This is a genomic window from Paenibacillus sp. GD4 (genome assembly GCF_030846225.1).
Taxonomy (GTDB): domain Bacteria; phylum Bacillota; class Bacilli; order Paenibacillales; family NBRC-103111; genus Paenibacillus_G; species Paenibacillus_G silviterrae.
Map to the genome: position 1 here is coordinate 1661759 of NZ_JAVCYK010000002.1, position 23499 is coordinate 1685257.

Genomic DNA, 23499 nt, shown 5'->3' on the forward strand with positions numbered 1-23499 from the left:
GTGGCTTACCTTGGATCACCCGACAACACGCGCCGTACCGGCTGTTTCCACTTCATCCGTGAGGCTCAGAGGCTACTTCAGATTGTTATGGCGCTTCAAAGCCTTATATTTCATGCTGCTGCCGGGGGTCATCTACTATATCGTATACCGATATATCCCCATGTATGGCGTTGTGATTGCATTTAAGGATTACGACATCCTGGAGGGCATTCTGAACAGTCCTTGGGCGGACCCTTGGTACAAGCATTTTAAACAGTTTTATGATTCCCCTTATTTCGGAAGCCTGCTCACGAATACGATTCTCATCAGTGTATATAAGCTGATCTTCGGGATGCTGCCGCCGATCGCATTGGCGCTGCTGCTGAACGAGTGCCGGGTCTATTGGTTCAAATCGCTGGTGCAGACACTGAGCTACATGCCCCATTTTCTCTCGTGGGTCATCATCTATGGGATTGCGCTTGTGCTTTTCTCCGAGAGCTCGGGAATTATTAACTACTGGGTGGTAAACAACGGGGGGCGAGCCATCCCGTTCCTAACCTCTACGGAATGGTTCCGCGGGCTGCTGGTCGGCTCCGAGATCTGGCAAAACCTGGGCTGGGGGGCCATCATTTATTTGGCGGCGATGACGGGGATTGACCCTACGCTGTATGAAGCGGCACGCGTAGACGGCGCCTCACGGCTGCGGATGATCTGGCACGTGACGTTACCCGGCATCCGGCACGTTATCGTCATGCTTCTCATTCTGAAGCTGGGCCATGTCATGGATGCAGGCTTCGAGCAAATCTACATTTTCTACAATATTCACGTGTACCCTGTGGCCGATATTCTCGACACGTGGGTGTTCAGGACGGGACTCGAGCAGCTGAACTTCAGCCTCGCTTCAGCCGTCGGCTTATTCAAATCGGCGATCGGGCTGGTGCTGGTGCTGGGCTCGAATTGGCTGGCGAAGAAATGGGGGCAGGGCATATGGTAAGAGGCATCGAGGATCGGCTGTTTAACACGGTGATTTACGTCATTCTCGGGCTGGTAGGTTTGGCCGCCGTCGTCCCCATTCTTTATGTGGTGTCCGTCTCGTTAACCCCGTACGCCGAGGTGCTGAAGAACGGCGGCTACGTGCTGATCCCGAAGGAAATCACCTTCCAAGCCTATGCCAAAATCTTATCGTCGTCGAACATCTGGGGCTCGTTCAAAGTGACGCTATTCGTCACGGTCGTGGGAACAGCAATCAATCTACTGCTCACGATGCTGCTCGCTTATCCGATCAGCCGGAAGGGGCTCCCGCATCGCAGTATCTTTCTCTTCATGGTTGTCTTCACGCTGCTGTTCAGCGGAGGCATCATCCCGACCTACCTCGTGGTCAAAAGCACCGGGCTTCTCGACACGGTATGGGCGTTGATTTTGCCTAATGCCATTTGGAGCTTTAATGTGCTGATCATGAAGAGTTTTTTCGAGAATCTTCCGGAGGAGCTGTTCGAATCCGCCCGGATGGACGGAGCCGGAGAATTCCGTATTCTGTGGCAGCTCGTCGTGCCGCTCTCTCTGCCGTCGATTATGACCATCGGGCTGTTCTATGCGGTAGGGCATTGGAATCAATTTTTTCAAGCGATCATGTATATCACGGATCGAACGCTATTCCCTCTGCAGGTCATTGTCCGGGAGATGCTCATGCTCTCGCAGCAGACGATGGAAAGCGCCGAGAACATGGTACCCACCGTCACCATGCAGATGGCTGCAGTCATTGTAGCCAGCATCCCCATCATTGTGGTGTATCCGTTCCTGCAAAAGCATTTCACCAAAGGCATGCTGCTTGGCTCAATTAAGGGGTAATTTGAAATGACTTTAAGGGAAGAAGGGGTATGTATGCAAAAGAAGGTATGGCCCATGCTGCTCAGCAGCGTCATGTTAGCTACAGGTGTACTGGCGGGGTGTTCGTCCGGTGACGGTAAGCCGGCAGCGGGCGGGCAGGACGCTGCGAAGCCCGGTGAAAGCAAGCAACCGATGAAAATCAGCATCACCGTGGAGGGCTCGGGACTGCCGACGCCGGAAGAAGATTGGATCAAGAAGGAGCTGGATAAGCGCCTGAATATCGATGTTTCTCTAACGGCGATTCAAGGATCGAACGATTATCTGAATCAAATGAAGGTCCGCTCCGCCGCCGGCAATATGCCCGACTTGATGATGGTGGACCTGGTGACGTTGAATGATTTTGCCCAGAAGGGACTGCTGCTGGATCTGACGCCTCACTTGGATACGAAGCTGAAGCAGGCCAAGGATTTCATGGGAGCGAGCCTGCTGAAGAAGGGCATGGTGAACGGCAAATACTTTGCGATTACCCGGATTCCCGACGTTCCGTTCTCCTCCTTCTGGATTCGTCAGGATTGGCTGAATACGCTGGGCATGAAGGCGCCGACAACCTTGGATGAGCTTTACGCGGTAGCCAAGGCATTCACGGAGAAGGATCCGGACGGCAACGGCAAGAAGGATACGTACGGATTTACAGGAACGGAATTACCTGCCTTCGCGCCGATCTTTGGAGCTTATGGCATGGGTGCTCCGGGAGCGGGAAATTTCTATCTAAAGGACGGCAAGCTGTTCAACACCTACTACGATCCCAATATGACAGCGGCGCTGGAATATATCAAGAAGCTGATCGCCGAGGACCTTGTAGACCCTCAGTTCATGACGAATAAAGGCACGATGGCGCGGGATCAGGCGTTCCAGGGGAAAGCGGGGATCATCTTCAGCGGCTGGACGGATATCGGCAAGCAGGAGTTCATCCAGCAGTACAAAACCGTCAATGCGAAGGCCGATTGGGTGCCCATCGAGCCGCCGAAGGGTCCGGGAGGACAATACGACAGCGCCTTCGATGCGGAGAAACCTTCCCGTCTGTTCGTCATCCCGAAGTCGCTGGAGAAAAATCCCGAGAAGCTTCAGAAAATATTCGACCTGCTCAACTACATCTCCGGCAAGGAAGGGAATCAGCTCGTGATGTACGGGATTGAGGGCAGACATTATAACTTGAAAAACGGCAAAATCGAGCTGACCGATGCAATGACGAAGGAAGGGAACTATTTCCACTACTATCAAATGACCGGCCGTCCGAATGAGGAGTATTTGACGGCGAAGTTTCCTAAGGAAGAGCCTTATATCAAGTTTGCCCTGAAGCTTCCAAGGCTTACCAGCATGGACAGCGCCATCATTCCACCGGCCGGCTACAATGCCGCGGATGCGGACCGTTATGCCAAGGAGGAGCTGGTGAAATTCGTCTATGGCAAGCGTCCGCTCTCGGAATACCCGGCTTTCTTGAAAACCTTGGAGGATACGTTCAAATACAAGCTGCTGCTGGATGAAGCCCAGAAGCGGGCCAAAGAGCTGGAATTGATCAAATAGGGGGCGAGGACGTGAGTGTGGAGAGGAACTTTGATGTGGCGGTATACGGCGCAACCCCCGGAGGCATCGGTGCGGCTCTAGGCGCAGCCAGAAGGGGGCTGCGCACCCTCCTGGCCGAACCGACGGGCCATTTCGGCGGGCTCATGACGAGCGGACTCGGGCGAACGGACATTATATCCAGAGAAGCCTGCGGCGCTGTCTTTCGGGAGTTCGCCGACGCTGTGCTGGACTACTATGCCGGCACATATGGCTCGGATTCCGAACAGGTAAAGCAGTGTAATCGGGGGCTATTCTTCGAGCCCTCGGTCGCTATGCGCATCCTGAAGGAGATGGTTGCCCGGGAAGAGCTGATTGAGGTAAGGCTGCAATGTGAGCTCTCTCGGGCGCATGTTGAGCAGGGCTGTTTGCGGCGGATTGATCTCACCGATGCTTCAGGTAGCGGGCAGAGCTTTGCCGCAGGCGTCTTCATCGACGCGACCTATGAAGGCGATTTAGCCGCCATGGCCGGGGTGCCGTACCGGCTTGGCCGGGAATCCCGGGACGAGTGGAACGAGGAGTATGCCGGCCGCTTGTACATGAACTTTGATCCGACGAAGGAGGTGTTTCCGGGCAGCACCGGGGAAGGCGACGACCGGATTCAAGCCTATAACTTTCGTCTGTGCCTAACCCAAAATCCGGAGAACCTCGTGCCGATCAAGCGCCCGTCCTCCTACAACCGTGAGGATTACGTCAGCTTGCTCCGGGACGTGGCGGAAGGACGGGTGAAGTCGATTCGGGATGTCAGCAACATGCTTCCCGTTCCCAACGGCAAAACTGATTGCAACAACCATCATTACTGCATGTGCTCGACGGATTTGCCGGAGGAAAATACGGCCTACGCGGAAGGCAGCCGGGAGATGAGGGAGTCATTCATCGCGAGGCAGCGGTCGTATATTCAGGGGCTGCTCTGGTTTGTGCAGCACGATGAGGGGCTGCCGGCGGCCTTCCGGGAAGAGGCGCTAACCTGGGGTTATGCGGCGGATGAATTTCAAGACAGCGACCATTTTCCCCCGCAGATTTATGTTCGTGAAGCCCGGAGGATCGTGGGAGAATACACGTTCACGGAGAATGATGCCAGGCTGTCTCCCGGTCTGGAGCGGGCGCCTATTCATCACGACAGCATCGCCATCGGCGATTATCCAATCGATTCCCATGCGACCCGCAAGCGTGAGCCGGAAGGGCAGGACAAGGCGCTGGAGGGGTTCCTCGGCTTAGGGTGGCTGACGAAGGTGTACCAGATCCCTTACGGCGTTATCGTGCCTAAGGGTGTCGATGGACTGCTCGTTCCGGTAGCGGTATCCGCTTCCCACATGGGCTTCGGGACGATCCGCATGGAGCCTTGCTGGATGCAGATCGGTTTCGCGGCAGGTATCGCTGCGCAGCTTTCGATAGCGCGTGGGGTGACCGTGCGCGAGCTGTCCGTCGATGTGCTTCAAGATACCCTGCTCGCGGAGAACCAACGGATCACCTACTTCGACGACGTTGACTGGGCGGATCCCGCTAGGAAAGCGGCGGAGTACTTCGGCACCAAGGGCTTCTTCACCTCCTATCATGCCTTGTTGTCCGAGCCGGTAACGGTCACGGAAGCCTCGCTGCTGGCCGCACGGATTCGGTCGCTGCCGGGCTGCGGGGCAGTCCCTATGCTGCCCGCTTCCTCCCAAGTGCTGCCGGCCGGGGTTGATATGGGACCGAGGCTCCCTAAGCAGGAGGCGCCGCCGAATGAGTATTGGTCGGCGCAGCCCTACCTGCCGGCCGCCATGGCTGAGCGCTGGCTCCAAGCGGTGGCAAGAGCTTTGCATGTGCCGAGCGGAGCGGCAACGGTGGAACGCCCCGGTGACGAGGCATCGGCGGCGATGACGCGCGGAAAGCTTCTGCAAGGGCTATATGAATTGCTGAGTGCTGCACGATCCTATACTTAACAAGGGAGGCTAGACCCATGACCCGATATACTTTTCAAAGAGAGCTTAGCGTCTACGAAAGTACGGACATTCTTGTGATTGGGGGAGGGCCCGCCGGAGTAGCTGCGGCGATCGCGGCTTCGCGATGCGGGAAGAAGGTCATTCTGCTGGAGCATTCCGGTCAGCTTGGAGGCATGGGCACGCTAGGCAACGTGAGTGTATTCATGGGTGTCGGCAATGTGACCGGCATTTACCGTGAAATGATCGCTGAGACGATGCCGGATAAGCTGCCTAAGACGCATACGGAGTCAATTTGGCCGCAGTATAACCCTTTTGTCATCCGCCATTACTTAAACCAGAAGCTGGAGAAGGAAGGAGTCAGGGTATATTACCATGCCAACTGTGTCGGTGTCATCGGTCAAGAGAACGGCGTTCAGGCCGTTGCCGTAAACACGAGAGAGGGGCTGATTGCCCTCGAAACCCGAGTGCTGATTGACTGCACCGGCGATGCCAAGGTTGCAATCGATGCGGGGGCTGAGTATCACTCCGGACGCGATTCGGACGGTTTGACGCAACCGATGACCCTAATGTTCATGATGCAAAATACGGGCAAGCCTGTGAAGCCCTATTTACCTGAGGATGGCTACTATTACGAGAAGGTGTCGGATTTGCCGCAGGGACGCCATCTGTTCTGGGAACGCGGAGACGAGGGGACTCTGCTGGTGAACATGACCCGGGTTAAGGGAAACGGGGCGAAGATCGAGGACATCAACTATGCGGAGAAGGAAGCGCTGCGGCAAGTGTTTTCTGTTGCACATTATTTGCAGCGAAACGGCTTCGAGAACTATGCGTTGACCCACATTCCCGGGCAAATCGGTGTGAGAGAGACCAACCAAATCGTCGGTATGTACACGCTGACGGAAGAGGATGTCACCTCCGGGCGTCGATTCGACGATGTGGTTGCCCAGACCAACTACGAGATCGACATCCACAGCCCGGACGGCAAATCCGGCACCGATGAGCGGAAGGTCAGCGGCTATGACATTCCGTATCGCTGCCTGGTGCCGAAAGGTGTGGAGGGCATCCTCGTAGCGGGCCGTGCGATCTCGGCCACGCATGTAGCCATGTCGTCCATGCGCGTGCAGGCGACCTGTTACGGGTTGGGGCAATCTGCTGGCGTGGCTGCGGCGCTGGCCGTCGAAAGCGGCTGCAGGCTGGCTGAGGTGGATATGGCCCAAGTGCATGAACGTTTACGTGAGCAGGACGTTACGTTTTTGAAATAAGCAGAGGAACAGGCGCTTGGATAAACGCGTCTGTTCCTTTTTTTTATTGGACGTTTGCTCCCCAGTGACAAATTTGTAAGACGCAGTCCAACATTGTAAGAAGAATCGATGGGAAAATTCATGGCTGCTCTTTTATAATAACAACATATTAATTGACATAAGGGGAGTAAGCAATGGCATTATCTGAATGGAATATCCTGTTGTTTCGATGGATGAATGACCTAGGGAAGCATTACGAACACTTGAATCCTGCTATGATCTTCATTGCCGAGAGATTGGTGTTTTTCTTAGTTATCGGTATGATTGTACTGTGGTTTTCCAGAGACAAGCTCAACCGCATGATGGTGGTCTGCGGGGTCATGGCATTCGCTTTCGCTGAGCTTCTGGGGAAGGCTGCAGGCATGATTCACTCTCATCACCAGCCTTTCGCCGAGCTTCCGGATGTGAATCGGTTAATAGAGAAAGCGGTGGATAATTCCTTTCCCAGTGATCATACGATCTTGTTTTTTTCCTTTGCGATAACCTTTTGGCTGTTCAGAAGGAAGTCCGGTGTAATCTGGCTAAGCGTAGCTTTTCTTGTAGGGTTTTCCCGGATTTGGGTGGGGGTTCATTACCCGGTTGATGTACTTGCCGGGGCGATGATCAGTGTCGTCTCTGCTTTGATTGTATACTACGCTATTCCTAAGGTAAGCTGGGTAAATGGGTTGGTAATGAGTTATGAGAAGGGGGAATCCCCATCACGATAAACGATTGTACAAATAATAAAATTAATAAGATTATTATAAGTAGTAAAAATATTATTAATAGTACCCGCGGCTTCTCGGATTCCCGGTCATATGCCGCTGCAGAAATTACCGAACCGCATCTCTCACGAATGAACCTCTTGAACAAACCCGGAATCCGATGGTACGATTTACGCAAACAAGGTGTCTTACCCAGCTGACGAGGGAGGGGAGGCGTAGGAATGCTGCGTCCTTGGCATCGGCAAATCAGCTTTAGAAGCAAGCTGCTCATCGGGGTGTCGGCCATTATTTTTTTTACGGTGAATTTAACCGGCTTGATCTCGTATCAGACACATCTTCGGCTCTTCGAGAAGGAGGTTACGGGCCAATACGTGAAAGCAAGCGAGCAAGCGATGACCCAGCTGGAGCTGCGCATTCAAGAGCTGTATCGGATTTCCAACTACATTGTATTCCATCCGACCATCGAACGGATTATTACCAAGCTATCCAACTCATCCGAAGAACTGACGCCGGCGGACCGGCATTTTGAGCAGGAACTCATCTCCGAACAGCTGAGACAGGTCAAGTTCGATGCACCGCAGCTGCTTTCGCTCTACTTGTACGATTTGTCCGGGACGAACTACTACCACCATCTCATGAAGGAAGCGGTCGAGCCCTTAAGCCCGGCTATTTTCGAAGAGGTACGGGGTATGGTGGGCAACTCCAAGGGGGATCTTGTCTGGATGCGCAAGACCATTCCCAGTCAAATTGAGCAAAGCGGATTACGCAGCGTCATCATCGGCTCTCGTTGGATGCGCGGTACCCAATCGGGGGTGTACGGATTGATGGTCATGGTCATCGATGAGGAATTTCTGACACGATCGTTCCGGGAAATTGGCGGGGGCGATGGCGGTCGAGTCTACTTATATGACGCACTGCCCAAGCTTCTTTATACGAACGGCACGGAGCCGGGGACGCCGGAGCTCAGCCGCTACTTAAACGGCACGAACCAAAGCGGAATCGTGAAGGAAGGGGACAATACCTATTTTTACAGTGCCGTGTATTCCAAAAATATATGGTTCACGCTAATCAGCCGCGTCTCGTTGTCCGACATCCTGAGGGAAAGCCGGCAGATCCTCGGCACAAGCTTATGGCTCGGTCTGTTGAGTATAGGCCTTAGCGGCGTGATGATCGTGCTGCTGAGCGGAAGATTGCTTGCTCCGCTGAGAGAGCTGGTTCAAGCAATGAGGACGATGCGGGAGGGCAACTTCAGCATTCGAACCAGGCCCCGTACGCATGACGAGCTCGGCTTTCTGGGAGAAAGCTTCAATTCGATGGCGGCCAACGTACAGGAGCTGATTAAGAAGGTGTACTTGAGCCGGATTAGCGAGCGGGAAGCGGAGCTAAAGGCGCTTCAGGCTCAGCTACATCCTCATTTCCTGTACAATACGCTCAACGGCCTGTATTGGAAGCTGTATTTGCAGAACGATCTCGATTCGGCGAATCTGGTGTTCTCCTTATCCAGCCTGCTTAAGTATTCTCTCGTTCGGCTGAAGAAGAGGACTACATTGCGGGAAGAGCTGCAGCAGATCGACAACTACTTGCGTATCCAAGCAGCCTTTCTGGAGAATGGCGTTGAGGCACGAATCGAAGCGGATGACGATGTGCTCGATTGCAGCATGCAGCGGCTGCTGCTCCAGCCGCTGGTCGAGAATGCCTTCGTCCACGCATTCCGTGACCAGATGACTCCCAAGCGGCTTGTCATTCGCGCCTATCCCTTTAACGAGATGCTGAAAGTCGAAATTGAGGATAACGGCTGCGGCCTAACCCCGGAGCAGCTTGAGCGGGTTCTCAGTCCGGAGAGTGCAGCCGAAGGGGAACAGGAGAGGGAGTCGCTCGGGGTAAGAAGTGTTATCAAACGTATCGATCTCGTTTATGGTCCGCCGTACCGGCTTGGCATAACAAGCACACCGGGACAAGGGACGACGGTTCATCTTTATTTGCCGCTGGAGAAGGAAACCGACAAGGGGGACTACCATGAGGGGTAAGCTGCTGCTGGTAGAGGATCAAATATTTTTCCGTAAAGGGCTTCGCAAAATGATCGAGGATCATTCGCTGGGCTGGGAGGTCGTCGGCGAAGCGGAGAACGGGCTGGAGGCGTTGGACCTAATTGCGCAAATAAAGCCCCATCTCGTGCTTACCGACATTCGAATGCCGGGTATGGACGGGATTGAGCTGGCCGAAAGCATTCAGCGGCTGTACCCGGGCGTTGACGTCGTCATCTTGACCGGCTACGACGATTTCAAATACGCGCAGGCTGCCGTCCGCTTCGGAGTGATCGACTTCTTGCTGAAGCCCTGCAATGATCAAACCCTCATGGAAGTGCTGCAGAAGGCGCAGGAACGGCTGAAGTCCGCCGAACGGCAGCGAGAGGAGCTGGCCGCCAGTCAGCGCGTGAAGGAGGAGGCGCAGCTGCGCGGGATGCTGCTGAGACTTCCGGTTGCTCAGGCCGACGAGCTCCATTCGCAGCTGCTGGGCAAGAGGCTGCTGCTGATCGCGGTGGCGGATTTCTACCCGGCACATAAGTCGTATCGACCGGAGGATCTCAGTCTGCTCCAATTCGCGCTCTTTAACATCATCGCGGAGCTCCTACAGCAGCAATCCGTCCCTGGCCGACTCATTGCACTGGAATTCGATAGGTATGCCGTGGTGATCGGCGGGCAGAATGCCGACGGAATGGAGCGACAGCTGTCGGAGGCCGTTCGACAGTATCTCGGCATCGAGCTGTCGGCCACACTGACTCCGGCGATCTCGAGTTTGCACGAGGCTACCCGGATCTGCGATGCTTTCCTGAAGAGGCATGCGTCCAACCAAGCAACGCCTCCGACGGAGCCGGTAAGCGGTGCAGCGGGAGGGCAAAGGGTGAAGGAGCTGCAGACCCAGCTGACCGGCTGCATCCTCCTTGGCCAGAACAAGCTCGAGCAGAAGCTGGAGGCGCTGCTGTCCCCTATGGCTGGGCAATCGACGGAGGATGCCAAGATGGAGGCGCTGGCGTTGGCCTTCGCTCTGCACCAAGTCGCTAAGCAGCAGCTGGAAATCACCGCGGAGACGTCCGGGTTCGCCAATCAACTAGAGCAGCTCCAGTTGATTGCAACCGCGGAGGCAGCCCAGCTGTGGGCGCGACGGGAGGCCGAGAAGTTCCTATCGTCATACGAGGAGTGGAGGCAGCGCAATAACGAGAGCATTGTCAACCGGGCGCTCGATTACTTGGATCAGCACTACATGGAATCCTGCTCATTAACCGACACGGCAGAGATGTTCCACGTCAGTCCGGCATACTTCAGCAAGCTGTTCAAAAAGGTGACCGGCGATAACTACAGTGCTTACCTGACCAAGCTTCGGATGCAGAAGGCGGTGCTCCTCTTGGTTAACACCGATATGAAGATGTTCGAAATCGCGGCAGCGGTCGGCTATGACGACCCGAATTATTTTACCAATGTGTTCCGTATGCTGCATCAGATGTCCCCCAGCGATTACCGCAAGCAATACAAAGGCTAATTCAACGCTGAATACCGTTTCTAGAGAATCGCGTTCTAGAGACGGTATTTTTTTGTGCTGTAGTTCAAAAAATTACAGGTTTTGATCTTGAAATTCAAGGTGACGATCATGGAAAAACCTTAAGATAAAGTCATCAGGGCTCCACCGACAGAGACAGCGGCAGCGGCAGCTCAATTCCACAGATGAGGTGATAAACGTGACAGTACCATCGAGCCTGACGGACCCGGTGCACGAAGCGAGGGAGCGCAAACGGTTTAAAGCGAGCACCGTGAAGCTGATCAAAATGAACATCCCGCTCATGATTATGTTTTTGCCGGGACTGTTGTATTACATCATATTCAAGTACGCCCCGATGGGCGGCATCGTCATTGCCTTTAAGGACTTCAACCTGAGGGAAGGCATCTGGGGCAGTCCCTGGGTCGGCTTCGATCATTTCGCCATGCTGTTCAACCAAGCCCAATCTCTCCAAATTATTCGCAATACTTTCCTGATCAGTATTCTGGGGATTGTCGTCGGTTTCCCGGTGCCGATCATACTAGCCATCCTGCTTAACGAGGTACGGAAAATGTGGTTCAAGCGAGTGGTCCAAACGCTGGTCTATCTGCCGCATTTTCTATCTTGGGTTATCGTCGGAGGCATCGTGCTCTCCCTCTTCGCGCTGGAATCGGGGACGATCAACCGCTGGCTGGAAGGCATCCTGGGGGAGCCGTATCCGTTTATGTATGAGAAGACCTCCTGGCTGATCATCTACCTCGGCTCAGGCATCTGGAAGGAGATGGGCTTCGCCGCCATCATTTATTTGGCCGCCTTAGCGGGCATCGATCCGCATCTGTACGAGGCGGGAAGCATCGACGGGGCTAACAAATGGCAGCAGATGTGGCACATCACGCTTCCCGGCATCAGCACGACCGTCATCCTGCTGCTTATTCTATCGGTGGGCAAGGTCATGGACGTAGGCTTCGATCAAGTCTATAATCTGCAAAATGCCGTCGTCTCCGACGTGTCCAATGTCATCAGCCTGTACATTTACCAAATCGGGATTCAACGGGGACAATACAGCTTGACTGCAGCGATGGGGTTGTTCGAGAATTTGGTCGGCTTCGTGCTGGTTCTGACGGCAAACTACATCGCTCGCAAATTCAATCAGGGCTTGTGGTGAAGGAGGGGTATCACTCATGAAAGCATCCATAGGGGAAAAAATCTTTTACGGCATCAACTACTTCGTACTGCTCCTGCTGGGCTTAAGCTGCCTGCTGCCCTTGGTGCATATCCTGGCACTATCGCTCAGCGATGCGCATTCCATCCTGTCCGGTCACGTTTCCCTATGGCCTGTCGGCTGGACCTGGGAGTCCTACCAATCGCTGTTTCGGGGGACACGCATGGTCGATTCCTTCAAGAACAGCGTGATCATTACGGTTGTCGGGACGATGCTGGCGATGATCGCTACCGTGCTGACGGCTTATCCGTTGGCACGAAAATATTTTATCGGCAAACGGTTCTTCCTGCTGGCGTTTCTGTTCACGATGATGTTCGGCGGGGGCACCATCCCTTCGTATCTGGTGATGAAATCGCTCGGGATCATTAACACCTACTGGGCGCTCTGGCTGCCGGCTCTCGTCAATACGTACAATCTGCTCATTCTCCGTACGTTTTTCCTGGGGATTCCAGAGGAGATAGAGGACGCGGCCCGTATTGACGGATGTGGAGAGTGGAGGCTGCTCGGGATGATTATTTTGCCCCTGTCCCTCCCGGTGCTGGCTACTCTGACGCTCTTCAATGCCGTAGGGTTCTGGAATGCGTTCCTGTCGGTGCTCATCTACATTAATGATACCCACAAGTACAATCTGACGGTGCTTGTCCAGAACATGATTCAAAGCCAGACGGTGCTGCAGGAGGTGGTTGCCTCGCAGATGATTCAAGCGGACGACACCGCCCAAATTACGCCGGAGGGCATTAAAGCTGCGGGGATTATCACGCTGATGGCGCCGATGGTCATCGCGTATCCGTTCTTACAGAAGTATTTTGTCAAAGGTGCGCTGTTGGGTTCTGTAAAGGGATAGGCGCTCGTTACGGTATACCTTGAGCAGGAGGGATGCGAATGAGATAATAAGGAACAACCCGTTCTTGCCAGTGATTGAAAAAACAATAACTTGATCACAAGAGGGGAATGTCTATGACTAAAGGAACAATGAAACCGTGGATCACTGGAGGCGCTGCGCTGCTGCTGACCACCGGACTGGTGCTGGCCGGCTGCTCCAAGGAAGAAAAGCCGCAGGCCGGAGGAAACAGCAACACACCGGAAGCCAGGAAGGATATTACGGCGACGATCTACGATCGGGGCTCGGTGCCGGCTGCGGAAGGGACTATCGAAGAGAACCGCTGGACCAAGTGGCTGAATGAAAAGGGCCCTGTGAACGTCAAATTTACGGCGGTGCCCCGCTTCGAATCGCAGCAGAAGCTGAACGTCCTGTTTGCGTCGGCGAGCGCACCGGATCTGATTTTCGAATATGCGCCTCATATCAAAAATCCGCTCGTCGACCAGAAGCTGCTAATGCCGATCGATGAGATGGTCGAGAAATACAGCACGACCTACAAGCAGATGCTGAAGGAATACCCTTCCCTTAAGAAGGTAGGCATGAAAGCGGACGGGAAGCTCTACGAATTCGCGCGCTTGGCTGAGGTATACCCGATCCATGCGCTTCTGATAAGGGAGGACTGGTTGAAGAAGCTCAATCTGCAGGCGCCGCAAACGACAGAGGAGCTATATCAGGTGGCCAAAGCGTTCGCCGAGAACGATCCAGACGGCAACGGCAAGAAGGACACCTACGGGATGGCGATCAGCCTGCAGTCCGGTCAGGTCGTGGATCAGATCTTCCAAGCCACGCGCTGGGTGGTGAAGGATGGAGCCGTCGTGCGCAACTGGGACAGCTTCACAGCTGTGACGGATTTCAAGAAGAGATTGTTTGACGAAGGCATCATCGATAAGGATTTTCTCAATGATAAGAACGGAGCGAAGGCGCGCCAAGACTTTGTGAACGGCAAGATCGGTATTTATCCGCTTCAAATTAACTGGGTGAGCTTCGCTCAGAACGAGCTGACGTCGCTCAAGAAGAATGCGCCGGAGGCGGTCGTAACGCCGATTCCTTATCCGAAGAGCCCGGCGGGGCAGTTCAACCCGGCGTTCTCCAACCCGGTGCAGGCGACAGCCGTGGTGAATGCGAGTACGAAGAACCCCGATGCCGTAATGAAGTTCATTGATTTCCTGGTGAAGCCGGAGACTGCCAATACGCTGAAGAACGGAATCGAAGGCGAGCATTGGAAGCTAGGAGCAAACGGCTGCCCTGAGCCGATCAGCGCGGATAAGCGCAAGCAAGAGGTGTCCTGGAACATCGACTTCCAGATGATGAGCAGCAACGTGCTCGATGCGAAGTGCGGCAAGCTGGCGGTCTCCTTCAATCTGAATGATCCGATTCAGAAGGAAGGCTTCGAGATGTATAAGAAGGCCATGCAGATCTATACCGATCCGAACAAGCCTTATGTAGAAATTACACATCCCGAGCACATGCCTCAGCATCCGAAGGATATTGAAGCGTTGTCCAGCCCGATTACGAAACCGATCGACGACACGTATATCAAAGCGATCCTGGGCGGCAAAGCATATACTCCCGAGCAGGCGTCGAAGGAAGCGAAGGACATTTGGGACAAGGGCAATGGCAAGAAAATCGAGGAATGGTACAAGAACTGGTATGAAAAGGACAGCAAAAACGCTTTCCTGGCCAAGGACATCTATGAGGTTCTAAAGCAGCAGCTGTCGCAGAAATAAAACCATAAAGAGTATAGATACAGATAAGAGCGGCTGAGTTCTGGCGGCTCTTTTTTCTTTTTTTCGAAAAATAGCTTTATTTACGAAGGTATCATGATAAAATAGATAACGTTTGCATAAAACAGGTGAGCATTTTACAAGGTAGAGGCGATTATTGATGAACATAGGAATCGATGCCGGCGGCACATTGATCAAAATAGCTTACAGGAAGCAGGACCGGATTGAGTTCAAAAGCTTGCCTGTATCCAAGCTGGAGGAAGTCACGGCATGGATCAACCGTTTGGCTGAGGCGAAGCTTTGTATTACGGGCGGAAGAACAGCCCAGGTGAAGGCAGCTCTACATAAAGAGGCATCCGAGATTGTGGAATTCGAAGGGACCGTTCGAGGGGCGAAGTATCTCCTGCAAAGCGAACAAATCGACCCAGGCTCTTTCATATTGACGAATGTGGGAACAGGAACGTCCATCCACCGCGTTCAGGAGCAAGGGCATGCTCGAGTGGGAGGAACCGGGGTTGGCGGGGGCACGCTCATGGGGCTTTCGCAGCTGTTAACGGGAATTACGGATTATGAAGCTATTGTTTCCCTCGCCGCTTCGGGCGACCGGGATCGGATCGACCTGAAGGTGCGTCATATTTATGAAGGAACGGAGCCGCCCATCCCCGGGGATCTTACCGCCAGTAATTTCGGCAGGTTGACGGCTAATGTCCATCTGCTGACGAAGGAAGAGCTGTTGTCCTCCGTCGTCGGGTTGGTGGGAGAAACCGTAGCGACGGCCAGCGTACTGGCAGCCGGGCAGTGCGGATCCTCCTCGGTCGTATACATCGGATCCTCTTTCTTGAATAATGAGCCTTTGAAAGAAGTTGTCCGATATTACACGGACCTACGGGGGGCCCGCCCCATTTTTCTGGACAATGGCCAATATTGCGGTGCCATCGGCTCCCTGCTGAGTATTAACTGATCGAGTAGTTGATCCAATTCCCCTGAAGGCTGCCCATTTGAGCAAAGAATCGTTGAGCCCGTTCATTCTGGGCAGCCGTAATCCAAGACATGTAAGCAAAGCCATGGTCTTGCGTGTAGGTTTTGCAATGCATAAACAGTGCAGCTTCCACTTCCGTATCGCGGTAAGGCTCCAGGAGAAAGAAATCGTTCATGATCGTAATTTTGCCGGCCCTCATCGTACTGAATGTGAAATATAATGTGGCGAAGCCGATAAGGTGCGCATCCTGCTCTACGACGAATTGAATCCCGTCTTGCTTTTCCAGCAGGGTTTGGATTAGCAAGTGAATTTTCTCATCCGACGGCCAGGGATTCTTATAAAATCCAACGATGTATTCATGCATGAGTTCTGTAATCCGCGGGATGTCGGAAGGTGCGGCATTTCTAATGGTATAGGACAATGGCAGATGCCTCCTTGCAGTTATGATTGTATAAATATACATCAATAATTATATATATTCAATAAAGAGTACTGCTGTAAAGAAATATTTGCTGCAATCCCTTTGCCCCATGATGCCATCGGTCATCCGATTTTCCATGAAAAGGAAACCTTTCCGCCTATACGGCGTATTACCTATGGGACTTTTTGTCAGCCATGTAACTATAGGTATAGGGAGATGAAGATGTGAAGTATGATCGCATATGGAGAAGAGCCGGCGTAACCGTCATTGCGGCTGCCCTTGGAACGAGCTGGGTACCGGCAGTCTCAGCCAATTCCATCACGGTGCCGGTTGTATCTGTTGCTTCGGGCTCGGGGCCGGCCCAGTTGATGCCGGCAGGCAGCATGATGACTGCCAACCCGGAGGAGTCGCTTGAAGCGAAGTTCACGAAGGAACAGGCGATAGAAAAGACTAGAGCGCTGTTCCCGATGCTTAAGGAAGCGGAGGTGCAGAACGTTGAGCTCGGGAGCGGCAGGCAGTATCCTCCTGCGCAGACGGCTGCTGTGTGGTCCATCACGTGGCAGATGCAGTATGGAAGCGGCAGTTACGGTTTCCAAAGTCAGATGGATGCGACGAACGGAGATTTGCTGCAGATTCATATTGGGGGGCCGAGTCTATCAGAGGATGACGAGCCGTATTATCCGCCTAAGCTAACCCGGGAGCAAGCCGTAGAGGAAGCAAAGTCTTTTATTGCCAAGGCCGCAGGCTCGATGAGCGTTTCTGATTTGAAGCTAAACGAACAAAAGCAGCCGCGACGCACTTCCCTCTTTGGACCTATCGAGTACCAGTTCCTATTTACTCGCCATGTCAATGGGATTCCCTCCGGCTCCGAAAGCGTAGGAATCAGCTTGAACGGGAACGGCCAGGTCACCAGCTTTTACCTTCAAGGAGGTTCTGCCGTATACCCGTCGCCAGTTCCAGCCTATAGTGCAGAGGAAGCACTCAAGCGGTTTAAGGAGCAGTTCCAGCTGCAGCTCGCTTATATTCCCAAGGGCCGATGGGGAATGTCTCCGACAACCGAATACTTCCTGGGCTGGCAGCCGGTGAATAAGGAAATTTATACCCTGGATGCACAGACAGGAGATTTCCTTCAGATGACGGGAGAGGCGAAGCCGGCTTCGAGCGTGCAGGGCTTCCAAGCGGTTCCTAAGCAGGGAGCTGTCTACACGGCAGCGCCTGGAGAGCTGACCAAGGAGGAGGCCGAGGAACGCGTTCGTCAGCTGAAGCTGATTCCGGAAGAGATGCTTCTCTCGAAGGAAGCCTCCTCTGCGCAGGAGCACTATCCGACAGGCCGTAAGTCATGGCGGCTTCACTGGTCGGAGGACGGCAAGCCGGTCTTTGCGGATAACACATGGTCCGCCGTTGTTGATGCTACAAGCGGTCAAATTATGGAGCTGCGTAAAGAAATTTATTCTTCCTCCGTGATGATTCCAGGAGAGAAAGCAGTGGAGCAGCCGAAGACGCCATCCATTACAGAAGAAGCAGCCAAGAGCAAGGCTTTCGATCTGATTAATCAGCTGTATCCGAATGCCGCTGATGAATTGAAATGGATGAAAGGTTTCTCGTACGGGCCATCCTCCAATGACCACGCGTTTCAGTTTACGTTTCAGCGCTACGTTCATGATATCATGGTGGTCGGTAATCAAATTCATATGACTTTGAACGGCGACGGTCAACTGGCCAGCTATTTCGTGTCGGGTATGTCGGAGCCGAGCTCCGTACCGAAGCTGGAGCCTGTCGTTACGGAGGAGCAAGCCCGGAAGCAATACGAGGAGAAGCTGGAAATGGAGCTTCATTACCAAAGCTTCCATCCCGATATGGCTGCCGGCGTGCAGGCAAAGCCTATTGTGAAGCTCGTCTATAGTCCGAAGCTTCGCGGTCACGAGGACGGGATGGGGACTGTTATCGATGCGGTGACGGGGGTGTTCCGCAGCATGTGGGAGTCTTCATTATCAGAGGGAAGCTCAGACAGGAAGCCTGCCGATGTGGAAGGCCACTGGGCTGAGAAATCACTCCAAACGCTGGTGGAGTATCAACTTCTGAAGCTGGATGCGGAAGGCAATGTCGATCCGAGCGGTACTGTTCGCACAGGGGAATTTATGACCATGATGGCGCAGGCGCTCTCCCCCTACTTTGAGCCGATGTATGCTGCAGGCAATCCCAGAGACGCCAAGCTGGACGAGAAGCTGCAAAAGAGCCCCTATGCGGGAGCGATCAGCTATTTCCTCGAACAAAGACTGTTGAAGCGGGAGGAGCTTACCGCGGGATTCGATCCCGAAGGGCTGCTTACGCGGGAAGCCCTCGCCGGTTGGCTTACACGCCTTGCCGGCTATGAGAAGCTTTCCACACACTTGACTTCCGATTCATCGGTTATGAGCCTTAAGGACTATGATGACATCGCTGATCCGGGCTCCGTTGCCGTTGCTTTTAAGCTCGGTCTAATGAATGCGGCTGAGGAAACGTTCCGTCCGAAGGATACGATTACACGGGCTGAGGTGGCGGAGGTCATGATGCGGCTCGTATACCTTCAGGGGAAGACGGATAAGCGTATCGGCAGCGGTCCCGTGAACGGCTGGAGATAGGAGAGGATGGCGAAGAACCGTTCGGATCACCGAACGGTTCTTCTGTATTCGCACCCTTTTAGTGGGTTTTCTCAACAATGGAGAACGTGAGTGCCTTACCGGCCCCATCCAACCGCGTTTCCACGGAATAGCCGCCAATTTCGACAGTTGAGGTATCCAGCTTTCCGTTCTGCTCCACTGTACGGTAGGCTTCCAGGAGAGCTTGCCGGAACAGCTCCGCGTTATAGCCGAAGATGTGATTCGTGAACATACGGATCGGCTCTTCATTGCGTGCCCAAGTGTCGTTACCCACCTTCAGCGTTACGCCATAGGTCTTATAGGCCGGCTCAAGCCATAAGGCGGCCTCCTCATAACCGCTGAGCACTCCGGCCGTACCGCCTAGGGCGATCGCCTTGCCCTTGTCCTCTTTATCTTTATAAAGGCGGGCAAAGGTTTCCACCAAATCGTAATTCGTTCCGCGCAGCTTGGCGGCTTCCTGCATCACATCATAGGCATCGAGCATATGGCGGGACGGAAAAAGCACCGGCTTGTAGCTGCCGTCCTTCGCCGGAACAACCCTGGACAGCTCAGGCATGGAGGGGCTGTTCCTCTGAAGCGGAACCCGTTTCTCTTTGGCTGTAATACGATCCAGCATGGTAAGCGCCTCCGCGCGGGTAACCGTTCGTCCTACGCCAAAATAGCCGTTCGGGTAGCCATCCATAATCCCTTTGACATAGGCTTCCGCAATAAAACGCTGCTCCCGGGAGGAAGCGCTGAGCAAATCCCCGATGCCTGAAGCATAAGCCATGCTAAAGCCTTCATCTTCAACGTACTCCAGCTGCCGCAAAGTATAATAGATGATTTCAGCTGCATTCTCCCGCTTCAGCGGAGCCTTCACATCCGGAAATCGAGCCTTACTGATGAAGCTAAGGTCGCTGGCAAGGTCGATATAAGGCTTGGCCCAGTAGCCTACCGGACTTGCCTTAAAGGTGAAATTGCGGTAATCCTGGGCAAGAATATCCCGGTTTTCGGGACTTAATGCCTGGAGAAAGTCCTTCTTCCAGCTCCGCTCTCCATTCTGGTGCTGATTGGAATAGGAGAGCAGCAGCATTTTGATATACTGATCGATCTGAATCGGCTCATCCGGTCGGAAGGTTCCGTCGGGATAGCCGTCGAGAATTCCTTGCTCCGCTAAATGTTTAATGCTTGTCTCGGCCCAATGCCCTTGCACATCGGTGAAGGAAACCCCCGCGGCAGCCTGTCCTGTACCCGGCCCGGCGATCGAACCAGCGAGCAGCGCAGTAATGATCCCGGTAATTATCGTTCTTTTCATAGGTGACCTCCCATACGCCTGTCGATGACGTCGATATTTGTCCGTTATGACCATTATTTATCAAAACATATCGAACCCTCGTTTGAGTATTGTCCGAAATACCCAAATCGCCTGATAACTTCGACCTAATTATTCCGTACCTTGGTGCAAGGTCAGACCTAGTGCAACAATTTTCTTTGCATTACGTATATAGTTGTAACATAGGCAGGGAGGCGGATCCGCATGTTCATGAGAGGACGAGTCAAGCCGAGCAAGGGAGCCTCATTATTGGGGATGATCGTAGGCGCCGGTTTTGTTATCTTTGGAGTGACGAGCGTGATTCCAAGTGCGCCCGGATTCTTCGGTATTCTGTGGGTTTTGGTGGCACTCGGGATTACCATTACGAATGGGGTCAATTTCTTCACAGGCCGCGGGGTATCACAGTGGGAGGTAGATGTGGAGCCCATGCCGCGCGTGGACTCCACACAGGGGCCGGATTTTGAAACGAGGCTGCGGAAGCTGGAGAGATTGCGGCAGGACCGGCTGATTACTGAGGAGGAGTATCTTAAGAAAAGATCGGAAATTCTCAAGGATCAATGGTAACATATCGAAAAGCTCCGAGTGAACGGACGGGTTCAAGGCCAACCGTTTCACTTGGAGCTTTCTCTTTTGCCTCAATACTGTCTTCGAGTACTATGATAATCCTCCATAAAGGCGAGCTGCAGTCCGGCCATCGTCAGGTCATACGCAACCAGTAACACAAAGAACAGGAACGGCATCCACATCGCATTAATCAGCAGCCCGGCCACGACATTGATCACAAGTGCTACTGCGACAAGCGGCAGGGTGTAGGAGGTACGCCTGCGAAACGCTTCAAGCGAACGGGGGAAGGCTTCCCCTATAGAGCAATCCTCAGCCACCAGAGTGAATTCGAGATAAAGAAAAACAATCCTTACGCTGATAAAAATGAGCATGAACAGGATGACGCCGGGCATTCCCATAACACCGGTGAAAATGCCCCCGACCAGAAACAACAAGGCCATTACGAGAAGATTTAATAGGAAGAAGCGTCCGAAAAAGCGCCTCCCATAGGCGGCAAACCGTTCCAACGACAGCCCGCTCCCACCGGCCGTATCATGGAGCAGCCCGATATATCCGCCCTGCAGGAAGGCCTGTACCGTGAGAAATGCCGCGAGCAGCAGCAGCACACCGAGCATACTGCCCGCATGAATACCGCTGCCTACCTGAACCGATCCGAGCATGAACGTCTGCTCCGTCACGGCGGCGATCGAGGGTAAGCCCATCTGTATAGTGAGCTTGAACGTAACATGTGGATCTCCGTGAAAGCCCCGCAACAGCATCCCCAGCAGGACCGATATGCCGTCCACTGTCAAGGGAATCAGCGCAAGCAGCGGAAACATCGGCAGCCTGCGGTAAGCATCGAGTAACATAGAAGCTCCTCCTTCTTAGGTAGCGCTCCTTTCTATACGTGGAAGAACTTGGAATAGTTGCGGCCCGATCGTATATTTCTCCTTAATCCAACGCTCTGTCCGCAATAATCTCATAGGTCGAGATAAAATGATGAGGATGCGTCAGCTTGTTGATGGTAAGAGAAGGCAGTGAGCCCTCCACGCCATACTCCCGCATCAGATCGGACAGCCTCTGCTCTTCAAGGGAGAGCTCCTGCAGCCTTTTCTTGAGATCCGTAAGCGCATTGAAATAGGCGGTCTTCGCCGCCTCCATCTCCTCCAGCAGCTTCTGCAGCTCCGACGAGTTCGCCTCCGCAAGATACGCATGGTACTCCGTAACGGCTGCCGCGATCGAAGCCTTAGCGCTTTCCTCCGAGCGTTGATCGATGTTTGGTATAAACATGCTTCATCCTCCTGTTTAAGCGTTAATAAGCTCGACCTCCGCAGCGGAGAGCTTACCGCTTTTTCTCGTTACCGGCACGAAGGCCACACGGTCTCCTCGCCGCAGCCGTTCAATTCCCGAACGCTGTAATTCTATAATATGAACGAACACGTCCGAATCTTCCTGTAATCCGTCCGGCTTGAGAAATCCAAAGCCCCGGTCCTGGTTCCAGCGGATAACGGTCCCCGTTACTTTAGCTGGCGAATTCGATTCCGGCTTGCGCGTTATATGAAATCTTGGACTTCGGGCGATCGACGGACCGAGCCAAGTGATTTCGTCCCCCGTCCCGGCTCCGCCGCTCCAGACATTGGATTCTACAAATTTACTCATCGCAATCCCTCCCTGTTGTTGTGTTACTATTTACCCTGCTCCAATCCTTTTGCGGCTTGTCCTCGAAAAAATATTTTCAGAGGGCGGCAGAATTTGGTATAGTAGCCTAATCAGCTATCAGAAATCAATGATTAGGGGTAAATGGATGTGAACGAACGGGAATATCAGCATTTTTACGATCGGGTGGGTGCATGGAACGGTTGGGATTTCAGTAAAGTGAAATGTAAGTCCGAAGGGGCTGCATGGGAGCTTTTTCATGAGGTCGCTAAGCGGTGCACGAAATCGGATCTGCTTCTGGACATAGGTACCGGTGGCGGGGAAACATTGTTATCCGTTGCCGATGCGGTTTTGCTAGCCGTTGGAATCGATAATTCCGAGGGTATGATGAAAGTCGCACACGCTAATGCCGAGGCCTCCGGGAAAACCAATGTTCGAATGATGTTAATGGATACCGCCGACATCCGGTTTCCCGATAGCTTTTTTAATGTGGCATCTTGCCGTCACGCCCCGTTTCACGCTCAAGAGGTAGCAAGGGTTCTTGCCAAGGACGGCCTATTCCTTACACAGCAGGTAAGCGAGGAAGATAAGCTTAACCTCAAACAGGCCTTCCGAAGGGGACAGTCCTTCGGTACTCCGGACGGGACGCTCAAGCATCGATATATAACAGAATTAAGGGAAGCAGGATTCACGGAGATCCAATCCTTTGAATATGATTCGCAAGAGTATTACGAAACCTTCGAAGATCTCCTTTTCGTGTTGAAGCATACTCCGATCATCCCGGGCTTTGGGGAAGAGGAACAGGACTATTTGCTATTGGACCATTTTATTGCTAAGAACACGACAAGTAAGGGAATAATGACGAATTCCAAACGTTTCGCGATCATAGCAAGAAAATGAATGGGGCTGCGCAATGACAAGCGGCAGCTTTTTCAATTTGGACCGAGAGTGTTTCTTACAATTAAAAAAGCGACGAGGATTCACTCCTTGTCGCTTTTTATTGTAAACTTTGAGATAACCTTACGAGAGGCAAGCTCCTTCAAGGCCTTTTTGAGCTGGTCAGGGGAAGGATTATTAATCCCCAGCTGTTCCTTTAGAAAGGCCAGCTCCTTCTCGTTATCTTCTTTTTTCGAATTCATTCGGTTCACCTCACTGCGTCTATTATTCCCACAAATGTGACTTATCACAATCTCATATTCAGAGGGCCGAGGCCCTTGCATAGCAAGCGGCTTAATCATG

At 53.2% G+C, this 23499-nt stretch carries 21 protein-coding genes; 15 read left to right on the forward strand and 6 right to left on the reverse strand.

The window, feature by feature from the left end; all coding sequences use genetic code 11:
- Nucleotides 1-112 precede the first annotated feature (112 nt).
- The 12 genes from RAC89_RS30160 (at nucleotide 113) to coaW (ending at nucleotide 15671) form a co-directional block, all read left to right on the forward strand.
- Complete coding sequence (locus RAC89_RS30160) at nucleotides 113-973, forward strand: ABC transporter permease (RefSeq protein ID WP_306617872.1); 861 nt, start codon at nucleotides 113-115, stop codon at nucleotides 971-973.
- Nucleotides 967-1827: a carbohydrate ABC transporter permease gene (locus RAC89_RS30165; protein ID WP_306617356.1), complete on the forward strand. Its 861-nt coding sequence runs from the start codon at nucleotides 967-969 to the stop codon at nucleotides 1825-1827. The genes RAC89_RS30160 and RAC89_RS30165 overlap by 7 nt, the downstream gene beginning before the upstream one ends.
- A gap of 33 nt (nucleotides 1828-1860) precedes the next feature.
- Nucleotides 1861-3390, forward strand: coding sequence for a type 2 periplasmic-binding domain-containing protein (locus RAC89_RS30170; RefSeq protein ID WP_306617357.1), 1530 nt, complete (start codon nucleotides 1861-1863; stop codon nucleotides 3388-3390).
- A gap of 11 nt (nucleotides 3391-3401) precedes the next feature.
- The gene (locus RAC89_RS30175) at nucleotides 3402-5348 is read left to right on the forward strand and encodes an FAD-dependent oxidoreductase (RefSeq protein WP_306617358.1); all 1947 of its coding nucleotides are present in this window, start codon (nucleotides 3402-3404) and stop codon (nucleotides 5346-5348) included.
- A 17-nt stretch (nucleotides 5349-5365) separates the two neighbouring features.
- Nucleotides 5366-6610, forward strand: coding sequence for an FAD-dependent oxidoreductase (locus RAC89_RS30180; protein ID WP_306617359.1), 1245 nt, complete (start codon nucleotides 5366-5368; stop codon nucleotides 6608-6610).
- 173 nt (nucleotides 6611-6783) lie between these two features.
- Nucleotides 6784-7356: an undecaprenyl-diphosphatase gene (locus RAC89_RS30185; RefSeq protein WP_306617360.1), complete on the forward strand. Its 573-nt coding sequence runs from the start codon at nucleotides 6784-6786 to the stop codon at nucleotides 7354-7356.
- Nucleotides 7357-7574: 218 nt separating this feature from the next.
- Nucleotides 7575-9380, forward strand: coding sequence for a sensor histidine kinase (locus RAC89_RS30190; protein ID WP_306617361.1), 1806 nt, complete (start codon nucleotides 7575-7577; stop codon nucleotides 9378-9380).
- Entirely contained in the window at nucleotides 9370-10890 is a 1521-nt protein-coding gene (locus RAC89_RS30195) for a response regulator transcription factor (RefSeq protein WP_306617362.1), read from the forward strand. The genes RAC89_RS30190 and RAC89_RS30195 overlap by 11 nt, the downstream gene beginning before the upstream one ends.
- 283 nt (nucleotides 10891-11173) lie before the next feature.
- The gene (locus tag RAC89_RS30200; protein WP_306617874.1) at nucleotides 11174-12049 is read left to right on the forward strand and encodes an ABC transporter permease; all 876 of its coding nucleotides are present in this window, start codon (nucleotides 11174-11176) and stop codon (nucleotides 12047-12049) included.
- Between the two features lie 16 nt (nucleotides 12050-12065).
- Complete coding sequence (locus RAC89_RS30205) at nucleotides 12066-12950, forward strand: carbohydrate ABC transporter permease (protein WP_306617363.1); 885 nt, start codon at nucleotides 12066-12068, stop codon at nucleotides 12948-12950.
- 113 nt (nucleotides 12951-13063) lie between these two features.
- Nucleotides 13064-14713 (forward strand): extracellular solute-binding protein, encoded by a 1650-nt coding sequence (locus RAC89_RS30210; protein ID WP_306617364.1) that lies wholly within the window; start codon nucleotides 13064-13066, stop codon nucleotides 14711-14713.
- A 157-nt stretch (nucleotides 14714-14870) separates the two neighbouring features.
- Complete coding sequence (gene coaW / locus RAC89_RS30215; protein ID WP_306617876.1) at nucleotides 14871-15671, forward strand: type II pantothenate kinase; 801 nt, start codon at nucleotides 14871-14873, stop codon at nucleotides 15669-15671.
- Here coaW and RAC89_RS30220 read toward each other — a convergent pair.
- Complete coding sequence (locus RAC89_RS30220) at nucleotides 15664-16110, reverse strand: GNAT family N-acetyltransferase (RefSeq protein ID WP_306617365.1); 447 nt, start codon at nucleotides 16108-16110, stop codon at nucleotides 15664-15666. The genes coaW and RAC89_RS30220 overlap by 8 nt on opposite strands.
- 224 nt (nucleotides 16111-16334) lie before the next feature.
- Here RAC89_RS30220 and RAC89_RS30225 point away from each other — a divergent pair, with 224 nt between their 5' ends.
- Nucleotides 16335-18731 (forward strand): YcdB/YcdC domain-containing protein, encoded by a 2397-nt coding sequence (locus tag RAC89_RS30225; RefSeq protein ID WP_306617366.1) that lies wholly within the window; start codon nucleotides 16335-16337, stop codon nucleotides 18729-18731.
- A gap of 58 nt (nucleotides 18732-18789) precedes the next feature.
- Here RAC89_RS30225 and RAC89_RS30230 read toward each other — a convergent pair whose 3' ends face one another.
- A complete protein-coding gene (locus tag RAC89_RS30230) occupies nucleotides 18790-20043 on the reverse strand; it encodes an S-layer homology domain-containing protein (protein ID WP_306617367.1) in 1254 nt (417 codons plus the stop codon).
- 222 nt (nucleotides 20044-20265) lie between these two features.
- Between RAC89_RS30230 and RAC89_RS30235 the strand changes: the two genes are divergently transcribed.
- Entirely contained in the window at nucleotides 20266-20625 is a 360-nt protein-coding gene (locus RAC89_RS30235; protein WP_306617368.1) for an SHOCT domain-containing protein, read from the forward strand.
- A 71-nt stretch (nucleotides 20626-20696) separates the two neighbouring features.
- Here the strand turns inward: RAC89_RS30235 and RAC89_RS30240 are convergent, their stop codons facing one another.
- From RAC89_RS30240 to RAC89_RS30250, 3 genes are all read right to left on the reverse strand, one after another.
- On the reverse strand, nucleotides 20697-21473 hold the full coding sequence (locus RAC89_RS30240; protein WP_306617369.1) for a hypothetical protein: 777 nt from the start codon (nucleotides 21471-21473) through the stop codon (nucleotides 20697-20699).
- Nucleotides 21474-21555: 82 nt separating this feature from the next.
- A complete protein-coding gene (locus RAC89_RS30245; protein ID WP_306617370.1) occupies nucleotides 21556-21894 on the reverse strand; it encodes a hypothetical protein in 339 nt (112 codons plus the stop codon).
- 15 nt (nucleotides 21895-21909) lie between these two features.
- A complete protein-coding gene (locus RAC89_RS30250) occupies nucleotides 21910-22263 on the reverse strand; it encodes a cold-shock protein (RefSeq protein ID WP_306617371.1) in 354 nt (117 codons plus the stop codon).
- A gap of 147 nt (nucleotides 22264-22410) precedes the next feature.
- On the opposite strand from RAC89_RS30250, the gene RAC89_RS30255 reads away from it, so the two are divergent.
- Nucleotides 22411-23160 carry a class I SAM-dependent methyltransferase gene (locus RAC89_RS30255; RefSeq protein WP_306617372.1) on the forward strand — a complete coding sequence of 250 codons (750 nt, stop codon included), beginning with the start codon at nucleotides 22411-22413 and terminating at the stop codon, nucleotides 23158-23160.
- Between the two features lie 80 nt (nucleotides 23161-23240).
- Here the strand turns inward: RAC89_RS30255 and RAC89_RS30260 are convergent, their stop codons facing one another.
- Nucleotides 23241-23399 carry a hypothetical protein gene (locus tag RAC89_RS30260; RefSeq protein WP_284645038.1) on the reverse strand — a complete coding sequence of 53 codons (159 nt, stop codon included), beginning with the start codon at nucleotides 23397-23399 and terminating at the stop codon, nucleotides 23241-23243.
- Nucleotides 23400-23499 lie beyond the last annotated feature (100 nt).

Bases quoted from the DNA above. Each gene is read 5' to 3' on its own strand.
- RAC89_RS30240 (WP_306617369.1), bottom strand. From the start codon at position 21,473: ATGTTACTCGATGCTTACCGCAGGCTGCCGATGTTTCCGCTGCTTGCG.
- RAC89_RS30165 (WP_306617356.1), top strand. From the start codon at position 967: ATGGTAAGAGGCATCGAGGATCGGCTGTTTAACACGGTGATTTACGTC.
- RAC89_RS30195 (WP_306617362.1), top strand. From the start codon at position 9,370: ATGAGGGGTAAGCTGCTGCTGGTAGAGGATCAAATATTTTTCCGTAAA.
- RAC89_RS30260 (WP_284645038.1), bottom strand. From the start codon at position 23,399: ATGAATTCGAAAAAAGAAGATAACGAGAAGGAGCTGGCCTTTCTAAAG.
- RAC89_RS30170 (WP_306617357.1), top strand. From the start codon at position 1,861: ATGCAAAAGAAGGTATGGCCCATGCTGCTCAGCAGCGTCATGTTAGCT.
- RAC89_RS30245 (WP_306617370.1), bottom strand. From the start codon at position 21,894: ATGTTTATACCAAACATCGATCAACGCTCGGAGGAAAGCGCTAAGGCT.
- RAC89_RS30235 (WP_306617368.1), top strand. From the start codon at position 20,266: ATGTTCATGAGAGGACGAGTCAAGCCGAGCAAGGGAGCCTCATTATTG.
- RAC89_RS30190 (WP_306617361.1), top strand. From the start codon at position 7,575: ATGCTGCGTCCTTGGCATCGGCAAATCAGCTTTAGAAGCAAGCTGCTC.
- RAC89_RS30200 (WP_306617874.1), top strand. From the start codon at position 11,174: ATGAACATCCCGCTCATGATTATGTTTTTGCCGGGACTGTTGTATTAC.
- RAC89_RS30250 (WP_306617371.1), bottom strand. From the start codon at position 22,263: ATGAGTAAATTTGTAGAATCCAATGTCTGGAGCGGCGGAGCCGGGACG.
- RAC89_RS30205 (WP_306617363.1), top strand. From the start codon at position 12,066: ATGAAAGCATCCATAGGGGAAAAAATCTTTTACGGCATCAACTACTTC.
- RAC89_RS30210 (WP_306617364.1), top strand. From the start codon at position 13,064: ATGACTAAAGGAACAATGAAACCGTGGATCACTGGAGGCGCTGCGCTG.
- coaW (WP_306617876.1), top strand. From the start codon at position 14,871: ATGAACATAGGAATCGATGCCGGCGGCACATTGATCAAAATAGCTTAC.
- RAC89_RS30230 (WP_306617367.1), bottom strand. From the start codon at position 20,043: ATGAAAAGAACGATAATTACCGGGATCATTACTGCGCTGCTCGCTGGT.
- RAC89_RS30160 (WP_306617872.1), top strand. From the start codon at position 113: ATGCTGCTGCCGGGGGTCATCTACTATATCGTATACCGATATATCCCC.
- RAC89_RS30180 (WP_306617359.1), top strand. From the start codon at position 5,366: ATGACCCGATATACTTTTCAAAGAGAGCTTAGCGTCTACGAAAGTACG.
- RAC89_RS30185 (WP_306617360.1), top strand. From the start codon at position 6,784: ATGGCATTATCTGAATGGAATATCCTGTTGTTTCGATGGATGAATGAC.